Raw genomic sequence first — 15,868 nt, forward strand, 5'->3', positions numbered from 1 at the left:
TATAAGGCCGCCGGATGACGCAATTGCTTATCCGGCCTACACATCAAGCATTAGGCTGTAGGCCGGATAAGGCGAAACGCCGCCATCCGGCAACATGCCAGTCAAACCAACAAGGTTGCACCATGAACGTAAAATTCTTCGCCGCAAGCATGTTAACCGCCAGCCTGTTTTTCAGCGCCGCCGCGCTGGCACAAACGACGCCGGACTACGCCGCGCTAATCGAACAGGCACATCAGAAATACAAAAGTAACGACGCGGGTAAAGTTGCCGACTACATACCCGCCCTCGCGACATACAGTCCTGACAATTTTGCCATCACTCTCGCCACCGTTGACGGCAAAATTTATCAGGCCGGGGATGTCAATAAAGCGTTCCCGATGGAGTCGCTGAGTAAAGTGTTTACTCTTGCGCTGGCAATGGAGCAGCACGGACCGCAGGAGGTGCTGGCGAAACTCGGTGCAAATGCCACTGGCCTGCCCTTTAATTCCGGTCTGGCCGTCGAACTGACGAAGGGCGCGCCAGAAAACCCGCTGGTCAATGCGGGCGCCATGAGCACGGTCAGCCTGATTGATGCCAAAGACAAAACCGACCGCTGGAACAAAATTCTCAACAACCTGAATGCCTGGGCTGATGCCACCCTCACCGTCAATGAACCGGTATTTAAATCGGAAATGGAAACCAACCAGCATAACCAGGCGCTGGCGCAGTTGATGGCCTCCTATAACAGTTTTTATGGCAATACCCAGGAAGCCGTTGAGATCTACACCCGCCAGTGTTCTGTGGATGTGACCGCAACCCAACTCGCCAGAATGGGTGCCGTACTGGCTAACAAAGGGAAATCCCCGTTTACCGGAAAACAGTTACTCAGTGAACGCTATGTGCCGCAGGTACTGGCGGAAATGGCTATCGCGGGTCTCTATGACGGAAGCGGAAAATGGCTCTATACCGTCGGCATCCCGGCGAAAAGCGGTGTCGGCGGCGGCATGGTCGCGGTCGTGCCAGGGCGATACGCCATTGCCGTTTATTCACCGCCGCTGGACAGCGCCGGCAATAGCGTGCGCGCCCAGCAAGTCATTGAATATGTTGCCGATGCCACACAGGCCAACCTTTTTATAGCGCATTAACCTTCCAGGCCGGATAAGGCGAAACGCCGCCATCCGACGAAAATAACGAGAAGCGAGAAGTAAAATGTCTAAACCCTTTGTCTGGCAAGAACTCTTTGTACAAACTAAAGATACCACTGAATATGAATTATTGAGTGATCAATACGTTACCGTGACGGAATTAGAAGGAGAAGAGGTGATTAAAGTCGCGCCGGAAGCGCTGACGCTGCTGGCGCAACAGGCATTCTATGAAGCCTCATTCTTCCTGCGCACCGGACATTTAAAACAGATCGCCAGCATTCTGCACGATCCGCAGGCCAGCAGTAACGACAAGTACGTCGCGCTTCAGCTTCTGCGCAATGCGGAAGTCTCCGCCAAAGGTGTGTTACCGAACTGCCAGGATACCGGTACAGCAACCATTGTCGCCAGTAAAGGGCAGCAGATCTGGACCGGAGGCGACGACGCCGAAGCACTCAGCAAAGGGGTTTATGACACCTTTAAAGAAAACAACCTGCGCTATTCGCAAAATGCCCCACTCGATATGTATACCGAAGTGAACACCGGAACCAACCTGCCAGCGCAGATTGATATCAGCGCCACGCCGGGCAGCGAATACCGCTTTCTGTTCGTCAACAAGGGTGGCGGCTCCGCTAACAAAGCGGCCCTGTTCCAGGAGACCAAATCCATCCTGCAACCGGAAAAACTGACCGCTTTCCTGATCGAAAAAATGAAATCGCTGGGGACAGCGGCCTGCCCGCCCTATCACATCGCGTTTGTGGTAGGTGGACTTTCGGCCGATCAGGCACTCAAAGTCGCTAAACTGGCGTCAACCCGGTATTACGACAATCTGCCCACCAGCGGCAATGAACTGGGACAGGCGTTTCGCGATACCGCGCTGGAAGCCACACTGCTCAACGCCAGCCGCGAGTTTGGCATTGGCGCTCAGTTCGGCGGCAAATATTTCGCCCATGATATTCGGGTCATTCGCCTGCCGCGTCACGGCGGCTCTTGCCCGATCGCCATGGCGCTTTCCTGCTCCGCCGATCGCAATATCAAAGCGAAGATCAACAAGCACGGTATCTGGCTGGAAAAACTCGAACATAACCCGGGAAAATTTATTCCTGAATCCAGTCGGGTGGAAAACAGCGCCCAGACCGTGAAACTGGATCTGAACCGACCGCTGCGCGAGATCCTGCACGATCTCTCCGCATTGCCAGTCGGTACGCGGCTTTCGCTGAACGGCCCCATTGTCGTCGCCCGCGATATCGCGCACGCCAGGATTAAGGAGCGACTGGATAACGGCGAAGCAATGCCGGAGTACATGCGCAACCACATTGTCTATTACGCAGGTCCGGCCAAAACGCCAGAACAGATGGCCTGCGGGTCGCTCGGTCCCACCACCGGCGGACGCATGGACGGCTATGTCGATGCCTTCCAGGCCGAAGGCGGCAGCCTGATCATGCTGTCGAAGGGTAACCGCAGCCAGCAGGTGACTGACGCCTGCCATAAGCATGGCGGTTTCAATCTCGGCAGTATCGGCGGCGCGGCGGCGCTGCTGGCGCAGCAATATGTGAAAAGCCTGCGCTGTCTCGAATATCCCGAACTGGGAATGGAAGCGATCTGGATGATGGAAGTCGAAAATTTGCCCGCCTTTGTGCTGGTCGATGACAAAGGCAATAATTTCTTCAGCCAGTTTGAGCAACAGCATCGTTGCGCATCCTGCCCGGCAGGACATTAAGGAGCACCTATGCACGCGCGAGCCAACAGCGACCGTCATCGTCAGCGTCAACAAAAGCTGAAAGAACAAGTCGACACCCGCGTGGCGGCGGCCACCGAGAAGAAAGGAATTTTGATCGTCTTCACCGGCAATGGAAAAGGGAAATCCACTGCTGCCTTTGGCACCGTTACGCGTGCCGTGGGTCACGGTAAAACCGTTGGCGTCGCGCAGTTTATTAAAGGCCAGTGGGATAATGGCGAATACAACACCCTGCACCCGCTGGGGGTGGAGTTTCACATTATGGGGACCGGTTTTACGTGGGAAACGCAAAATCGGGAAGCGGACATCAGCGCTGCACAGGCCGTCTGGGCAGAGAGTAAGCGCATGCTTTCCGATGCGCATTATGACCTGGTGGTGCTGGACGAACTCACTTACATGCTGGCATATCACTATCTTGATACGGAAGAAGTACTTGCCGCCATCCGGGAACGTCCGGTGCAACAGAGCGTGATTGTGACCGGCCGCGGCTGCCACGCGCAGTTACTGGCGCTGGCCGATACGGTCAGCGAATTGCGCCCGGTAAAACATGCGTTTGATAGTGGTATTCAGGCGCAGGCGGGAATTGACTGGTAGCGCATTCTGTTATGCCGGATGGCGCTGACGCTTATCCGGCCTGTCAACGATGGGAACGTCTTTCAACCTTAGCGTTCAAGTGGCGAGACCACGGATTTTTGCAGTAACCAATCGCGGAAGACCTGTAAATGACGGGATTCCGCTTTTTCTTCCCGCCAGGTCATGATGAAGCGATTCCCGGTGCGCATGGGAACATCACATGGAATGACCATATCGCCATTATCCAGATCGTGCTGGATTGCAAAGCGCGGGAGTAGCGCCACCCCAAGGTTCGAGCGCACCGCCGCGATCAGCATCGACAGCAGATCAAATCGCGGACCTTTGTTCGCCAGTGGATTGCTGATATCCGACAGAGCGAACCACTCCTGCCAGCCATTAATTCGTGTGCTTTGATGCAGTAGCGGAAACTCATTAAGCAACTCTTCGACGGTCAGTTTCTGATTCGGTTGTGACAGCAGGCTGCCGCTACAGACAGGCAAAATTTCCTCTTCGAACAGATACTCCACTTCTGACCATGGCGAACAGAAGTCTTCGCGCATAATCGCCGCATCATATTCACGATTAAGGAAATCGCCAATATTCGCCAGAGAGTGGATATTGACGATAATATCGGGATTCAACTTATTGAATTCACGAAGATTGGGGATCAACCAGTGGGTGCTGAAAGTCGGATTCACCGCCAGTTCAATCACTTCCACTGTCGGTTGCCAGGTCATAATGGTATTGGTGTCGCGCTCAAGCTTGTTCAGCGTTTCTTTAACAATGCTCAAATAATGCTTACCGGCTGCGTTTAAAAAAATCCGCTTTTTGGCATGATTAAATAATGAGGTATTCAGAAAATCCTCAAGGGCATTCACCTGACGAAATACCGCGCTTTGCGTTAATGCTAACTCTTCCGCCGCGCGTGTATAACTTTCATGACGAGCCACGACTTCAAATGTCACCAGTAATTCGGTCTTTGGTATCTTTCCTCTCATAACGTCTTCCATATGCCGCGTACAAAAATAGTTTAATTAATAAAAAATAAATGCAACCGACTCCCGATTAGCCTGAGAGTTATATTTTATTTTCTACCTGGATGTCATTGATCCACTCCATGATTTATTCAGACAGGAGTCGGGCAAATAATGAGCAATAATACGCAACGTTGACCATAAACACAATTTAAATAGGGTTATTTTTAGACAAATAGTGCCAGTAAGTTCTTAATAATTTTTCAAGTTAACTTGTTAATTGGAGAAAAAACTTTGCGGGTTTAATCAATATTATTTGCTCATTATTTCAGGAAAATTTAGTTCTTTGTCAGATAAGCAAACGATGGCTTTTTCCATCTGTTTATTACTTTTTTATCTTTCCCTGATAAATTATTAAGGATGTCATGTGAAAAATTTAGGAAAAGTCTGGTTAGTCGGCGCCGGTCCTGGCGATATCAGCCTGCTTACCCTCAAAGCCCATTATTGCATCCAGCAAGCTGATGTGATTATTTACGATCGACTGGTTAATCCCAACATCCTCGCATGGGCGCCGACCAACTGCACTTTGATCAACGTTGGCAAAAGTTCAGGTTATCATTGCGTTCCGCAGGAGGAGATTAATGCCCTGCTCATCCGGCATGCGCAAACGCACCGCAATGTTGTTCGTCTGAAAGGCGGCGATCCTTATGTCTTTGGGCGCGGCGCCGAAGAGGTGGAATGTCTGGTTGATGAAGGTATTACCTTTGAAGTGGTGCCGGGCATCAGTTCCGCCATTGGCGGGCTGGCTTACGCGGGGATCCCGGTGACCCATCGCGACTTTGCATCCGGTTTTCATGTTGTGACGGGCCACACTCGCGAAGGGAATCAGCAGCAGGACTGGCGGCAGCTCGCCAGGCTTAACGGTACGCTGGTGATCGTTATGGGGATAGCCAATCTGCCGTTTATCTGCGAAGAGTTATTAATGGGGGGAAAATCACCGAATACGCCCGCCGCCATTGTGATGTCTGCCTCCCGTGACAATCAGCGCCGTCTGACCTGTACGCTCGGGACGCTGCTCGCAAAAGCCCAGGAAGCCAACATAGCGCCGCCTGCGCTTATTGTTGTCGGCGACGTTGTCCGCCTTAGCGACCGACTCTCATTTATTCCGCAGGTCATAGACAGCGTCTACAGCGAAAGCCGTTCATGACGAAATGACTGAGGGGATGTCTGATGCGCCGCCCGGAACACACGACAAAAATAGCTGGTCTGCGCATACTGAAGTTTCCGGGCGATGCTGTCGATAGAGTTCGTCGGATCGCACAGCAACTCACTCGCCCGCTGCATTTTCTTCTGATTTACCCAGGTTTTAAAATTCACACCCTGCCGCTTTTTAAAGAAGCGGCTAAAGTAATTGGCGCTTAAACAGACATGCGCGGCCACCGACTCCAGCGTCAGTTCCTCGTATAAGTGCTCATCAATATAGCGCAGCGCAGCAACCAGTTTCTTTTCATGGTGCGAAAGTTCCATTGCCGACAGGCGCAGATCGCTCAACTGCACATCGGTCGTGTCCAACGTTTTATGCTGGACCGGGTTAAGATTATTAATAATAAAACTGAGCAGGTTTGCCGCCGCCACCAGGTGATTATTTTCAACAATCGCCACCTGATTCCAGGCCGATTTAATTTTGGGATCGAAAACCCACTGCCGATCGTCATCAATGACAATCGTTTTATATTCCGGATACTTTGCGCGAACCTGACCGCAAATAATAAATCCCAGCAGGTGCCCCTGACAAATTAACGGCATAGAGAAAAAACTTAACCCTGCATGACAGCAGAGTATTCTGACTTTTTCTTCTTTTAACCCTTCAAAGGCACAATATTTGTCACATTTCTGACAACTTTTTTGGTATTGCGGATCCGCGCGCAATAATGAACAGAACGAATTAAAATTATGACAGGCAGAGATTTCCCGACCATGAATGTCCACTACCACGGCAGCAAGTCCCGTGGCCTTAGAAAACACCTCTGCCAGTGAATAAAAAGTGTGTAAGACATCGTCCTGATTATGCTGAGGCACGTTCCGCTCCGTCAGTGGTCTGGATAACGTCGCTACTATGCGAAATTTGTCCGGATGAAAGAATGACCCTGACCGCAAAAAATAATCTCATTTATTCAGGTAATTATGATCAAATTGCAAGAGCGGCGCCTCTGTCTCCTGAAAAACATCCTGTACCTGTTGTGACAACCTTTCCCAAAGATTAACGAATCTTCACAGCGCCCTGTGAGCATCACTTCAATTTGAAATGGAGTTTTTATTATAATTTTCAAATGATTATATAAAAACAATTCAATTTTATAATGTGGTTATTTGTGAGAATCATCATGTGAATGTGAAACGCCCTCCTGAATAATGGACTCAATTACCAGACAATCTGAACGGAGTGGATGTATGCCCGTCACGACAGGTATTATCGCCGACGACTTTACTGGCGCAACGGATATCGCAAGTTTTATGGCTGAGCAAGGCTGGCGGGTCGCGCTGTTGCCCGGAATGCCAGACGCCGCACAGCCGTGGGATGAAGAGGTCGATGCGATTGTCATCTCGCTTAAAAGCCGTTCTCTGGCGGCTGACCAGGCCATCGATCAGTCATTACACTGCTGGCAATGGCTGCGTAACGCGGCTCGCGCACAGCAGATTTACTTTAAATATTGTTCCACCTTTGATTCCACCCCTGCCGGCAATATCGGTCCGGTCAGCGATGCGCTGATGGAGGTGATGCACACGCCATACATTGTTCACTGTCCTGCCCTGCCGCAAAACGGACGCACCGTGATCCACGGTCATCTGTTTGTAAATGGCGTATTGCTGAACGAATCCGGCATGGAGAAACATCCGCTCAACCCGATGACCGATGCGAACCTGATTCGCCTGCTCGCGGTGCAAACCACCCGCACCGTCGGGCGCATCGACCTCAGCACCATTCAAAACGGTGTGGAAGCGGTCACTCACGCGCTGGACCGCTGCAGGTCTGAAGGTATACGACACGTGATCGTGGATACCTTTAGTGAAGCCGATCTGCAAACCCTCGCTCAGGCCTTACGCCGTACGCCACTGTTGGCGGGCGGTTCTGGTCTGGGAGGCGCACTGGCCGCTTGCGCCGCGCCACAGCGTGGACGGGAAGCGGCGCATCCTTTCCCGACGCCTGTAAAAACGGTGGTTTTTTCCGGAAGTTGCTCAACCATGAGCAACCGCCAGGTGAATCGCTATAAAGCGCAGGCGGCCTCCCGTCAGCTTGACGTGGCGCGCTGCCTGGCTGACGCAGAGCGTTACAGCGATGAGCTGTCGCTGTGGGCGATGGCCCATGTCGATGATGCGCTCGCGCCGTTGATTTACGCCACACAGTCGCCAGAAGCGCTGAAACGAATTCAACAGGAGTACGGCGAGCAGCAGGCCAGCCAGGCGATTGAACATACCTTTGCCAGATTGTCGGCCAAACTGCAGGCCGCAGGCGTGAACGGATTTATCGTCGCGGGCGGCGAAACGTCCGGTACCGTGGTGGAAGCGTTAAAGGTAACACGATTGACGGTTGGAAACGCCATCGCTCCCGGCGTCCCCTGGGTGTTTTCCGCCGAGCCGCCGCTCGCGCTGGCGCTGAAGTCAGGCAACTTCGGTGACGAAGACTTCTTTTTTACCGCGCAGGAGTATGCATCATGAGTCAGCTTAACGAACAGCAACTCCGTGAACAGTTGGTGCATTATGGTCGTTCCCTGTTTATGCGCGGTTTCAGCAGCGGTGGTTCGGGCAATCTGAGCGTAAAGTTGCCGGATGGCAGCTATCTGGTCACACCGACCAACTCCTGTCTGGGCGAGCTGGACGCCGCGACGCTCAGTAAACTGGATGCCAACGGCGTTCACCTGAGCGGTGATAAACCGTCGAAAGAAGTGCCTATGCACCTGGCCTGGTACCGTCATCGTCCGACCTGCGGCGCGGTGGTCCATCTGCATTCACCGTGGCTGACCGCCCTTTCCTGCCTGCCGTGCAGCACGCCGGAAAACTGTCTGCCGCCGTTAACGCCGTACTACGTGATGCGCGTCGGGCAGCTGCCACTGTTGCCCTATTTCAAACCTGGTCATGAAGGTATCGCCAGCGCACTCAGCAAGATTGCGGCTGACCATACCGCCGCGCTCCTGGCAAATCACGGCCCGGTAGTCAGTGGTCGCTCACTTCGTGAGGCGGTATTTAATGCCGAAGAGCTGGAAGACAGCGCCCGCATCTGGCTGACCTTAAAGCCCCTCGGTTACGTGCCGCTCACGGCAGAAGCGGTGGCTGAACTCGAACAATCCCGGCGAACATGAGGTGAGATGATGATCCCTGAACAACGACGTGATTTTATCTACCGCTACGTGCACGAAAAAAATGTCGCCTCGTTTAATGAGCTGGCGGACCTGATGAGCGTGTCGCATATGACCGTACGGCGCGATATTCAGTTACTGGAAGAAGAAGGAAAAGTCATCTCGATCAACGGCGGGGTGAAACTCAACAATCTGCTGAAATCGGAGCTGCCCTGGCGGGAAAAAGCCGAGCTGCATCATGACGTGAAGCGGCGGATGGGGCAACTTGCCGCCATGCTGATAGAGCCTGGGCAAACGCTGTATCTCGATGCGGGAACATCGTTATTTGAAGTGGCGAAAGCGGTAGCCGCCAGCCATTGCTTTAACCTGACGGTGGTGACGAACGATTTTTCCATCAGCCACTACCTGATGGACATGCCGCACATCGCGCTGTATCACACAGGAGGACTGGTGGATCAGCGTAACCGTTCCTGCCTCGGGAAAAGCGCCGCCAGTTTTCTGCACACCATAAATATCGACGTGGCGTTTCTCAGCTCATCCTCGTGGGATACCGAACGCGGCATGTCGACCCCCAGCGAAGGCAAAGCCTCGGTGAAAGAGGCGGTACTCACCGTCTCCCGCCGTCGGGTGCTGGTCTGCGACAGCAGTAAATTTGGCAAATACGGCATGTTCCACATCTGCTCACTGAATCAACTGACCGACATTATTTCAGATAACCGGTTGCCCGACGTGGCGCAGGACACCATTGCCAGCCAGGGCGTGAAACTGCACCTGGTTGATTGCCGGGAGGGAACGCACCATGCTGAAGTTAGCGGCTAACCTCGACTGGCTGTTTTGCGACCGCCCCATTGCGGAACGCTTTCAGGCCGCAAAGGCGGCGGGTTTCCACGGTGTTGAAGGGCTGTTTCTCTGGCAGCATCCGCTGGATGTGCTGCTGGCGGCGCAGCGGGAAACCGGCCTGCCAGTAGCGTTGATGAATGCCCCTGCCGGTAACTGGCAGGCCGGTGAACGCGGGCTGGCCTCCCTGGCGGACCGTGACGAAGAGTTTCATCGCAGTCTGCTGATTGCCCGCAATTACGCCACGGCGTTGGGTTGTCGCAAGGTGCACGTCATGGCCGGACACCGCGTGGTCGGGCTTTCCGCCAACGCCCAGCGCGAGCAATTAACCGAGCGACTGCGTATCGCCTGCGACGTTATGGTCGAGGCTGACATCGACGTGCTGATCGAACCGCTAAACCCGGAAGATATGCCTGGTTATTTCGTCGACAGCTTTCCACTGGCTGAAAGTCTTATTCACGACGTTGGCAGAAAAAATATCGGCTTACAGTTTGATATTTACCACTGTCAAAAAATACACGGTAATGTTGCGCATCTTATTGATCATTATTTACCGATTATTAAACACTTCCAGATTGCTTCTGTGCCCGGTCGCCATGAACCGGGAACAGGGGAATTAAACGAAGCATGGCTCTTTGATTTTATTAAACAGACAGGTTATCAGGGCTGGATCGGTTGTGAATATAAACCGTCAACACCAGGGCCCGAATCGTTACGCTGGATGACACCGTACTTATAATTTTAATATCTCTGTACCGGAAAACCGGAGGAACACATGTCGGATACTGTTATTATTTCGCTGGCACCCGTTGCCGCGGATTGCCCCAGAGTTATACCCGAAGAACTGGCACAGGAAATATTGGCCAGTGTCGAATATGGTGCGGCCATCGTGCATTTACACGTTCGCGATAAGCAAGGTCGCCTGACGCCAGACACCACCGATTTTCAGGCGACGATCGACCACGTCATGCGCCATTCCGACCTGATTATTCAGGCCTCCACCGGTGGCGTCTCTGCCATGTCGATTGCCGAGCGCTGTGCGCCGCTGAACTGTCCCGGCGTCGAAATGGCGTCGCTGAACGTCGGTTCCGTTAACCTCGGCGATGCCGTCTACTTTAATCCCGGACCGGACGTCAAATATTGTTCACAACAAATCACCCAACGCGGCATTATTCCTGAATTCGAAGTCTTTGAAATTGGGATGATTAATAACATCCTGGCCCTGGAAGAAAAAATACCGTTCAAAAAACCCATGTTATTTAATATTGTGCTTGGACACCGTGGAAGTTCACCGGCGACGGTTGATGCGTTAATTGCCTTGCGTAGCATGATCCCTCGCGATGCTTTATGGGGAATTACCCATTTTGGCCGCCAGAATTTCGATATTATTGCAGCAGCGGTCGGTATGGGTGCCAGTGAAGTAAGAATTGGTTTTGAAGACAGTTATTATTTAAGCGCCGAAGAGAAAGCTCAGCATAATTATCAGCAGGTTGCCAAACTCGCCACGCTTATTCGCAGTATGGATAAAAAGGTCGCCACGCCGGATATTGCGCGGCAAATGTTAGCTATTCCACCACGGCAGTAATAACGAGAGAAAGGACATTTCATCATGACTATCACGACCGTTATTCACAAAACCGGACTGGGCGTCTGCATCGCCGGCGGCGCACTGGCGGCTATTGGCGCGCTGGTGCAGTCTCCCGCCCTCTGGCAGCCGGGGCTGGTGATGCTGACGGCTGGTTTCGCGGCAGGCGCAGGCTTCTGGTCTGGCCTTCGCAGCTATCAGTTTACCCTGTGGATCATCGCCGGTTTTGTTGCAGCGATGACCTGGTCAACCGATCTGATCGTCTGGGGCGGATTCAACATCACCCATAAATGGATCGTCTTTTTAGTGATCCAGGCAACCATGTTCAGTATGGGCACTAAACTCACGATCCAGGACTTTATCGACGTCGCTAAAATGCCATGGGCGGTGTTTATCGGCACCTTCTGTCATTTCGTCATCATGCCTCTGCTCGGCCTGAGCATCACATTGATCTTCGATTTCCCCCCGGAAGTGGCGGTAGGCATTCTGCTCATTGGCTCCTGCCCCAGCGGGCTCTCCTCCACCGTCATGGTGTATATCGCCAACGCCAACCTGGCGCTGGCAGTCTCTATTGCCGCTGTCTCAACGCTGGCGGCGACGGTCATGACCCCGCTGTGGGTGAATCTGCTGGCCGGTTCGATGATAGATATCAAGCTCACGGCGATGGTGATGGACGTCGTGAAAATCGTGCTGATCCCGATTGGTGCCGCGATTTTACATGACTACCTGAAAACCTATGCCGGTGTGCAGGGTCGTCGGACCGTGCAAATTCTGGCGGGGATCAGTGCCCTCTGGCTGCTGTATATGATTGCCGGCGGCTGGGACTCACTGTTCGGCAGCACCAGCGCCGACGCGCAAATGTACGCAGTGGTGCTGAACTTTGTGGCGGGTGGGATCATCTGGGCGCTGTTCTATAACTGGCTGTATGGACGCGTGGACGGCGTTAAGAAAGTCATGCCAACCATCTCGATGATGGGCATCATTTTCTTCACCACCACAGCGGCGGCGGCCGGGCGCGACAACCTGGTGCAGGTCGGTTTTCTGCTCTGCTTCGCCATGTTGATGCACAACCTCGGCGGTTTCCTGATTGGCTATCTGATGAGTCGCTGGATCTTCCGTATGGATGTCCAGTCAGCGCGAACGGTGGCCTTCGAAGTCGGTTTGCAAAACGGCGGTATGGCGTCGGGTCTGGCTGCCGCGATGGGCAAACTGGCTACCGTAGGCCTCGCCTCTGCGGTCATGACGCCGCTTGGCAACGTGAGCGGCTCGCTGCTGGCTAATTACTGGCGCAAGAAAGATGCCCGACAGGCGCAGGCCCATAGCAAGATTTCGCCTGCTCAGCCGGTATCAGAACCACTGTCAAAAGGATAACGCACAATGATGACTTTAACCCTGGAACAGGCACGACGCGCGGTAGACTGTGCGCTCGATCTCGCCGATACCCGTTATGCACAACGTCCGCTCAGCGTGGCTGTTTGTGATGCTCACGGCGAGTTACTGAGCTTCGCCCGTATGGATAACGCCAAACTGTTGACCATTGAGCTTACGCAACGCAAAGCGCGTACCAGCAGCCGTTTAGGCTGTACCACGCAGGCGTTTTTACAACGTCTGCAAAACGAGTCGCTGGATATCAGCTACTTTGCCGATCCGCGTTTTACCGCGCTGCCCGGCGGCGTACCGGTTCTTCACAACGGTAAATGCCTGGGGGCCGTCGCGGTGGGTGGACTGTCCGCTCAGGAAGATCACGATGCGGCCATGGCCGTTGCCGAATGTTTGCTCAAGGAGATCGCAGAATGAAAAAGATCGCTATGCTTCACACCAGTTCCGCTACGCTCGCCATGATGCAGCAGCTGATCGGGGACATCATGCCAGAAGCAGACGTGATGCACCTCGTCGAAGAGTCGATGATCAAGCAGGTGATGAAAGCCGGGGGCGTAACGCCGAACATTGCGGCTCGCATTGCCGACTACGTCCACATTGCCGAAAAAGCAGACTGCGAGATTTTCATCACCGCCTGCTCGTCCATTGGCACGGCGGTTGAACAGTGCCAGTTTATGACGCCGCTGCAACTTGCGCGTATCGACTGCGCGATGGTGGAACAAGCCATCAGCCTGGGCGAGAACATTGCCGTACTGGCCACCGTCGCCACGACCATGAAACCGACGCTGGAGTATGTCCAGCGCAAAGTGCAGGCCAGCGGTAAGCAATGCACTGTGACGCCGATATTGATGGAAGAGGCCTTCCATGCCCTGCTGGCGGGCGATATGGAAACCCACGATCGCATCGTCAGTGAGGGATTGGACAGCGCGTATAAACAAGCCGATGTCGTGATGCTGGCGCAGGCATCGATGGCGCGCGTTCTGCAACAGCTCCCTCCTCCGCCCGTCCCGGTAATGACCTCACCGGAAAGTGGCATACGCTGGCTGAAAACGCTGGCGGAAAGCGCGTAACCGCCTGATGGCAATGCTGGCGCATCTTATCAGGCCTACAACCCCAGGCCGGATAAGCGACAGCGCCATCCGGCAAATCTGCAGGTAAAAAAAAGGCCATCATCAGATGGCCAACCATGTCGAAAATGGACCAGCCCTTTTTCCTGCATCACGGGTAGATACAGGAAAGCAGGCTGTTTTATTGCTTTTACTTAATAACCGCTTTCAGCGCTTCGCCGATATCGGCCAGGCTGCGGACAGTTTTCACGCCAGCGGCTTCCAGCGCCGCGAATTTCTCATCCGCAGTCCCTTTACCACCAGCGATAATTGCCCCTGCGTGTCCCATACGTTTGCCTTTCGGCGCGGTCACACCGGCAATGTAGCCAACCACCGGTTTGGTCACGTGATCTTTAATGTAGGCAGCCGCTTCTTCTTCCGCGCTACCGCCGATCTCACCGATCATCACGATCGCTTCGGTCTGCGGATCTTCCTCGAACAGTTTCAGGATGTCGATGAAGTTAGAGCCAGGGATCGGGTCGCCGCCAATGCCCACACAGGTGGACTGGCCGAAACCGTAGTCGGTGGTCTGCTTAACCGCTTCATAGGTCAGCGTACCGGAACGGGAGACGATACCCACTTTACCCGGCTTATGAATGTGACCCGGCATGATGCCGATTTTACATTCGCCAGGGGTGATAACACCCGGGCAGTTCGGCCCGATCATGCGCACGCCGGCTTCATCGAGTTTCACTTTCACCGTCAGCATATCCAGCGTCGGGATACCTTCGGTAATGGTGATAATAAGCTTAATGCCCGCGTCGATGGCTTCCAGGATGGAGTCTTTGCAGAACGGCGCCGGAACGTAGATAACCGTTGCGGTCGCGCCCGTCGCTTCAACCGCTTCACGCACGGTGTTGAACACCGGCAGGCCCAGGTGCGTGGTGCCGCCTTTACCTGGCGTTACACCGCCAACCATCTGCGTACCGTAAGCGATCGCCTGTTCAGAGTGGAACGTCCCCTGGCTACCGGTAAAGCCCTGACAGATAACCTTGGTGTTTTTATCAATTAAAACAGACATTATTTCCCCTCCACTGCGGCAACAACCTGCTGAGCTGCATCCGTCAGACTTTTCGCTGCAATAATATTCAGGCCGCTGTCAGCCAGTTTCTTCGCGCCGAGTTCGGCGTTGTTGCCTTCCAGACGAACCACCACCGGTACGTTAACACCCACTTCCGCTACCGCGCCGATAATACCGTCCGCGATCAGGTCGCAACGCACAATACCGCCGAAGATGTTAACCAGAACCGCTTTAACGTTGTCGTCAGAGAGGATAATTTTGAACGCTTCAGTCACGCGCTCTTTGGTTGCGCCGCCGCCTACGTCAAGGAAGTTAGCCGGTTCGCCGCCGTGCAGCTTAACGATGTCCATAGTGCCCATCGCCAGACCCGCGCCGTTAACCATGCAACCGATGTTGCCATCCAGTGCGACGTAGTTCAGTTCCCACTGCGCCGCCTGCGCTTCGCGCGGGTCTTCCTGCGACTGATCGCGCATTTCACGCAGATCAGGCTGGCGGAACAACGCGTTGCCGTCAGCGCCCAGTTTGCCGTCGAGGCAGATCAGGTCGCCCTGTTTGGTGATCACCAGCGGGTTGATTTCGATCAGCGCCAGGTCGCGCTCAAGGAAAATGGTCGCCAGGCCCATGAAAATTTTAGTGAACTGCTGAACCAGTTTGCCTTCCAGACCCAGTTTGAACGCCAGTTCGCGTCCCTGATACGGCATCGGGCCGGTCAGCGGATCCAGCGCCACTTTGTGGATCAGGTGCGGCGTTTCCTCCGCCACTTTTTCAATTTCCACGCCGCCTTCGGTAGAGGCCATAAAGACCACGCGACGGGAGCTACGGTCAACCACCGCGCCCAGGTACAGTTCTTTATCAATATCGGTCGCCGCTTCAACCAGAATCTGGTTTACCGGTTGGCCGTTGGCGTCTGTTTGATAGGTCACCAGACGTTTGCCCAACCAGTGCTCAGCGAAAGCACGAATCTCTTCTTTGCTTTTTACAACCTTCACACCGCCCGCTTTGCCGCGGCCACCTGCGTGAACCTGACATTTTACTACCCACGGACCTGCGCCGATTTTCGATGCCGCTTCTTCAGCTTCACGCGGAGTAGTACAGGCATAACCCACCGGCGCCGGTAAGCCATAGCGGGCAAAAAGTTGTTTTGCCTGATATTCATGTAAGTTCATGTGTTCTGTCCA

General features: G+C 53.8%; 17 protein-coding genes. 13 read left to right on the plus strand and 4 right to left on the minus strand.

Going from position 1 to position 15,868, the window contains the following annotated elements:
* The first annotated feature begins 122 nt into the window (after positions 1 to 122).
* The 3 genes from glsA to cobO all read left to right on the plus strand — a co-directional run bounded on the left by glsA (position 123) and on the right by cobO (position 3,453).
* Positions 123 to 1,124 carry a glutaminase A gene (gene glsA / locus WB371_RS04345; RefSeq protein WP_336218884.1) on the plus strand — a complete coding sequence of 334 codons (1,002 nt, stop codon included), beginning with the start codon at positions 123 to 125 and terminating at the stop codon, positions 1,122 to 1,124.
* A 64-nt stretch (positions 1,125 to 1,188) separates the two neighbouring features.
* Positions 1,189 to 2,841: a class I fumarate hydratase gene (locus WB371_RS04350; RefSeq protein ID WP_336218885.1), complete on the plus strand. Its 1,653-nt coding sequence runs from the start codon at positions 1,189 to 1,191 to the stop codon at positions 2,839 to 2,841.
* 9 nt (positions 2,842 to 2,850) lie between these two features.
* On the plus strand, positions 2,851 to 3,453 hold the full coding sequence (gene cobO, locus WB371_RS04355) for a cob(I)yrinic acid a,c-diamide adenosyltransferase (protein WP_336218886.1): 603 nt from the start codon (positions 2,851 to 2,853) through the stop codon (positions 3,451 to 3,453).
* A 68-nt stretch (positions 3,454 to 3,521) separates the two neighbouring features.
* Here cobO and WB371_RS04360 read toward each other — a convergent pair whose 3' ends face one another.
* Entirely contained in the window at positions 3,522 to 4,430 is a 909-nt protein-coding gene (locus WB371_RS04360; RefSeq protein ID WP_336218887.1) for a LysR family transcriptional regulator, read from the minus strand.
* A gap of 403 nt (positions 4,431 to 4,833) precedes the next feature.
* Here WB371_RS04360 and cobA point away from each other — a divergent pair, with 403 nt between their 5' ends.
* Positions 4,834 to 5,613 carry a uroporphyrinogen-III C-methyltransferase gene (cobA, locus tag WB371_RS04365; RefSeq protein ID WP_336218888.1) on the plus strand — a complete coding sequence of 260 codons (780 nt, stop codon included), beginning with the start codon at positions 4,834 to 4,836 and terminating at the stop codon, positions 5,611 to 5,613.
* Here the strand turns inward: cobA and WB371_RS04370 are convergent.
* Positions 5,592 to 6,485, minus strand: a complete 894-nt coding sequence (locus WB371_RS04370; RefSeq protein WP_336218889.1) for a PocR ligand-binding domain-containing protein — start codon at positions 6,483 to 6,485, stop codon at positions 5,592 to 5,594. The genes cobA and WB371_RS04370 overlap by 22 nt on opposite strands.
* Before the next feature lie 62 nt (positions 6,486 to 6,547).
* Here WB371_RS04370 and WB371_RS04375 point away from each other — a divergent pair, with 62 nt between their 5' ends.
* The 9 genes from WB371_RS04375 to WB371_RS04415 all read left to right on the plus strand — a co-directional run bounded on the left by WB371_RS04375 (position 6,548) and on the right by WB371_RS04415 (position 13,633).
* A complete protein-coding gene (locus tag WB371_RS04375) occupies positions 6,548 to 6,670 on the plus strand; it encodes a hypothetical protein (protein WP_336218890.1) in 123 nt (40 codons plus the stop codon).
* 187 nt (positions 6,671 to 6,857) lie between these two features.
* Positions 6,858 to 8,123, plus strand: coding sequence for a 3-oxo-tetronate kinase (gene otnK / locus WB371_RS04380; protein ID WP_336218891.1), 1,266 nt, complete (start codon positions 6,858 to 6,860; stop codon positions 8,121 to 8,123).
* The gene (locus WB371_RS04385) at positions 8,120 to 8,764 is read left to right on the plus strand and encodes an aldolase (RefSeq protein ID WP_336218892.1); all 645 of its coding nucleotides are present in this window, start codon (positions 8,120 to 8,122) and stop codon (positions 8,762 to 8,764) included. Before otnK ends, WB371_RS04385 begins: the two co-directional genes overlap by 4 nt.
* 6 nt (positions 8,765 to 8,770) lie before the next feature.
* Positions 8,771 to 9,580, plus strand: a complete 810-nt coding sequence (locus WB371_RS04390) for a DeoR/GlpR family DNA-binding transcription regulator (protein ID WP_336218893.1) — start codon at positions 8,771 to 8,773, stop codon at positions 9,578 to 9,580.
* The gene (locus WB371_RS04395) at positions 9,561 to 10,337 is read left to right on the plus strand and encodes a hydroxypyruvate isomerase family protein (protein ID WP_336218894.1); all 777 of its coding nucleotides are present in this window, start codon (positions 9,561 to 9,563) and stop codon (positions 10,335 to 10,337) included. The genes WB371_RS04390 and WB371_RS04395 overlap by 20 nt, the downstream gene beginning before the upstream one ends.
* Before the next feature lie 36 nt (positions 10,338 to 10,373).
* Entirely contained in the window at positions 10,374 to 11,183 is an 810-nt protein-coding gene (locus tag WB371_RS04400) for a 3-keto-5-aminohexanoate cleavage protein (protein ID WP_336218895.1), read from the plus strand.
* A gap of 24 nt (positions 11,184 to 11,207) precedes the next feature.
* Complete coding sequence (locus WB371_RS04405; protein ID WP_336218896.1) at positions 11,208 to 12,554, plus strand: bile acid:sodium symporter family protein; 1,347 nt, start codon at positions 11,208 to 11,210, stop codon at positions 12,552 to 12,554.
* Between the two features lie 6 nt (positions 12,555 to 12,560).
* Positions 12,561 to 12,980, plus strand: a complete 420-nt coding sequence (locus WB371_RS04410) for a heme-binding protein (RefSeq protein ID WP_336218897.1) — start codon at positions 12,561 to 12,563, stop codon at positions 12,978 to 12,980.
* Positions 12,977 to 13,633 carry an aspartate/glutamate racemase family protein gene (locus WB371_RS04415; protein ID WP_336218898.1) on the plus strand — a complete coding sequence of 219 codons (657 nt, stop codon included), beginning with the start codon at positions 12,977 to 12,979 and terminating at the stop codon, positions 13,631 to 13,633. Before WB371_RS04410 ends, WB371_RS04415 begins: the two co-directional genes overlap by 4 nt.
* Positions 13,634 to 13,820: 187 nt before the next feature.
* Here WB371_RS04415 and sucD read toward each other — a convergent pair whose 3' ends face one another.
* The gene (sucD, locus tag WB371_RS04420; protein ID WP_061076867.1) at positions 13,821 to 14,690 is read right to left on the minus strand and encodes a succinate--CoA ligase subunit alpha; all 870 of its coding nucleotides are present in this window, start codon (positions 14,688 to 14,690) and stop codon (positions 13,821 to 13,823) included.
* Positions 14,690 to 15,856, minus strand: a complete 1,167-nt coding sequence (sucC, locus tag WB371_RS04425; RefSeq protein WP_042320639.1) for an ADP-forming succinate--CoA ligase subunit beta — start codon at positions 15,854 to 15,856, stop codon at positions 14,690 to 14,692. Before sucC ends, sucD begins: the two co-directional genes overlap by 1 nt.
* Between the last annotated feature and the right edge of the window lie 12 nt (positions 15,857 to 15,868).

The organism is Citrobacter amalonaticus (assembly GCF_037053465.1).
Taxonomy (GTDB): domain Bacteria; phylum Pseudomonadota; class Gammaproteobacteria; order Enterobacterales; family Enterobacteriaceae; genus Citrobacter_A; species Citrobacter_A amalonaticus_H.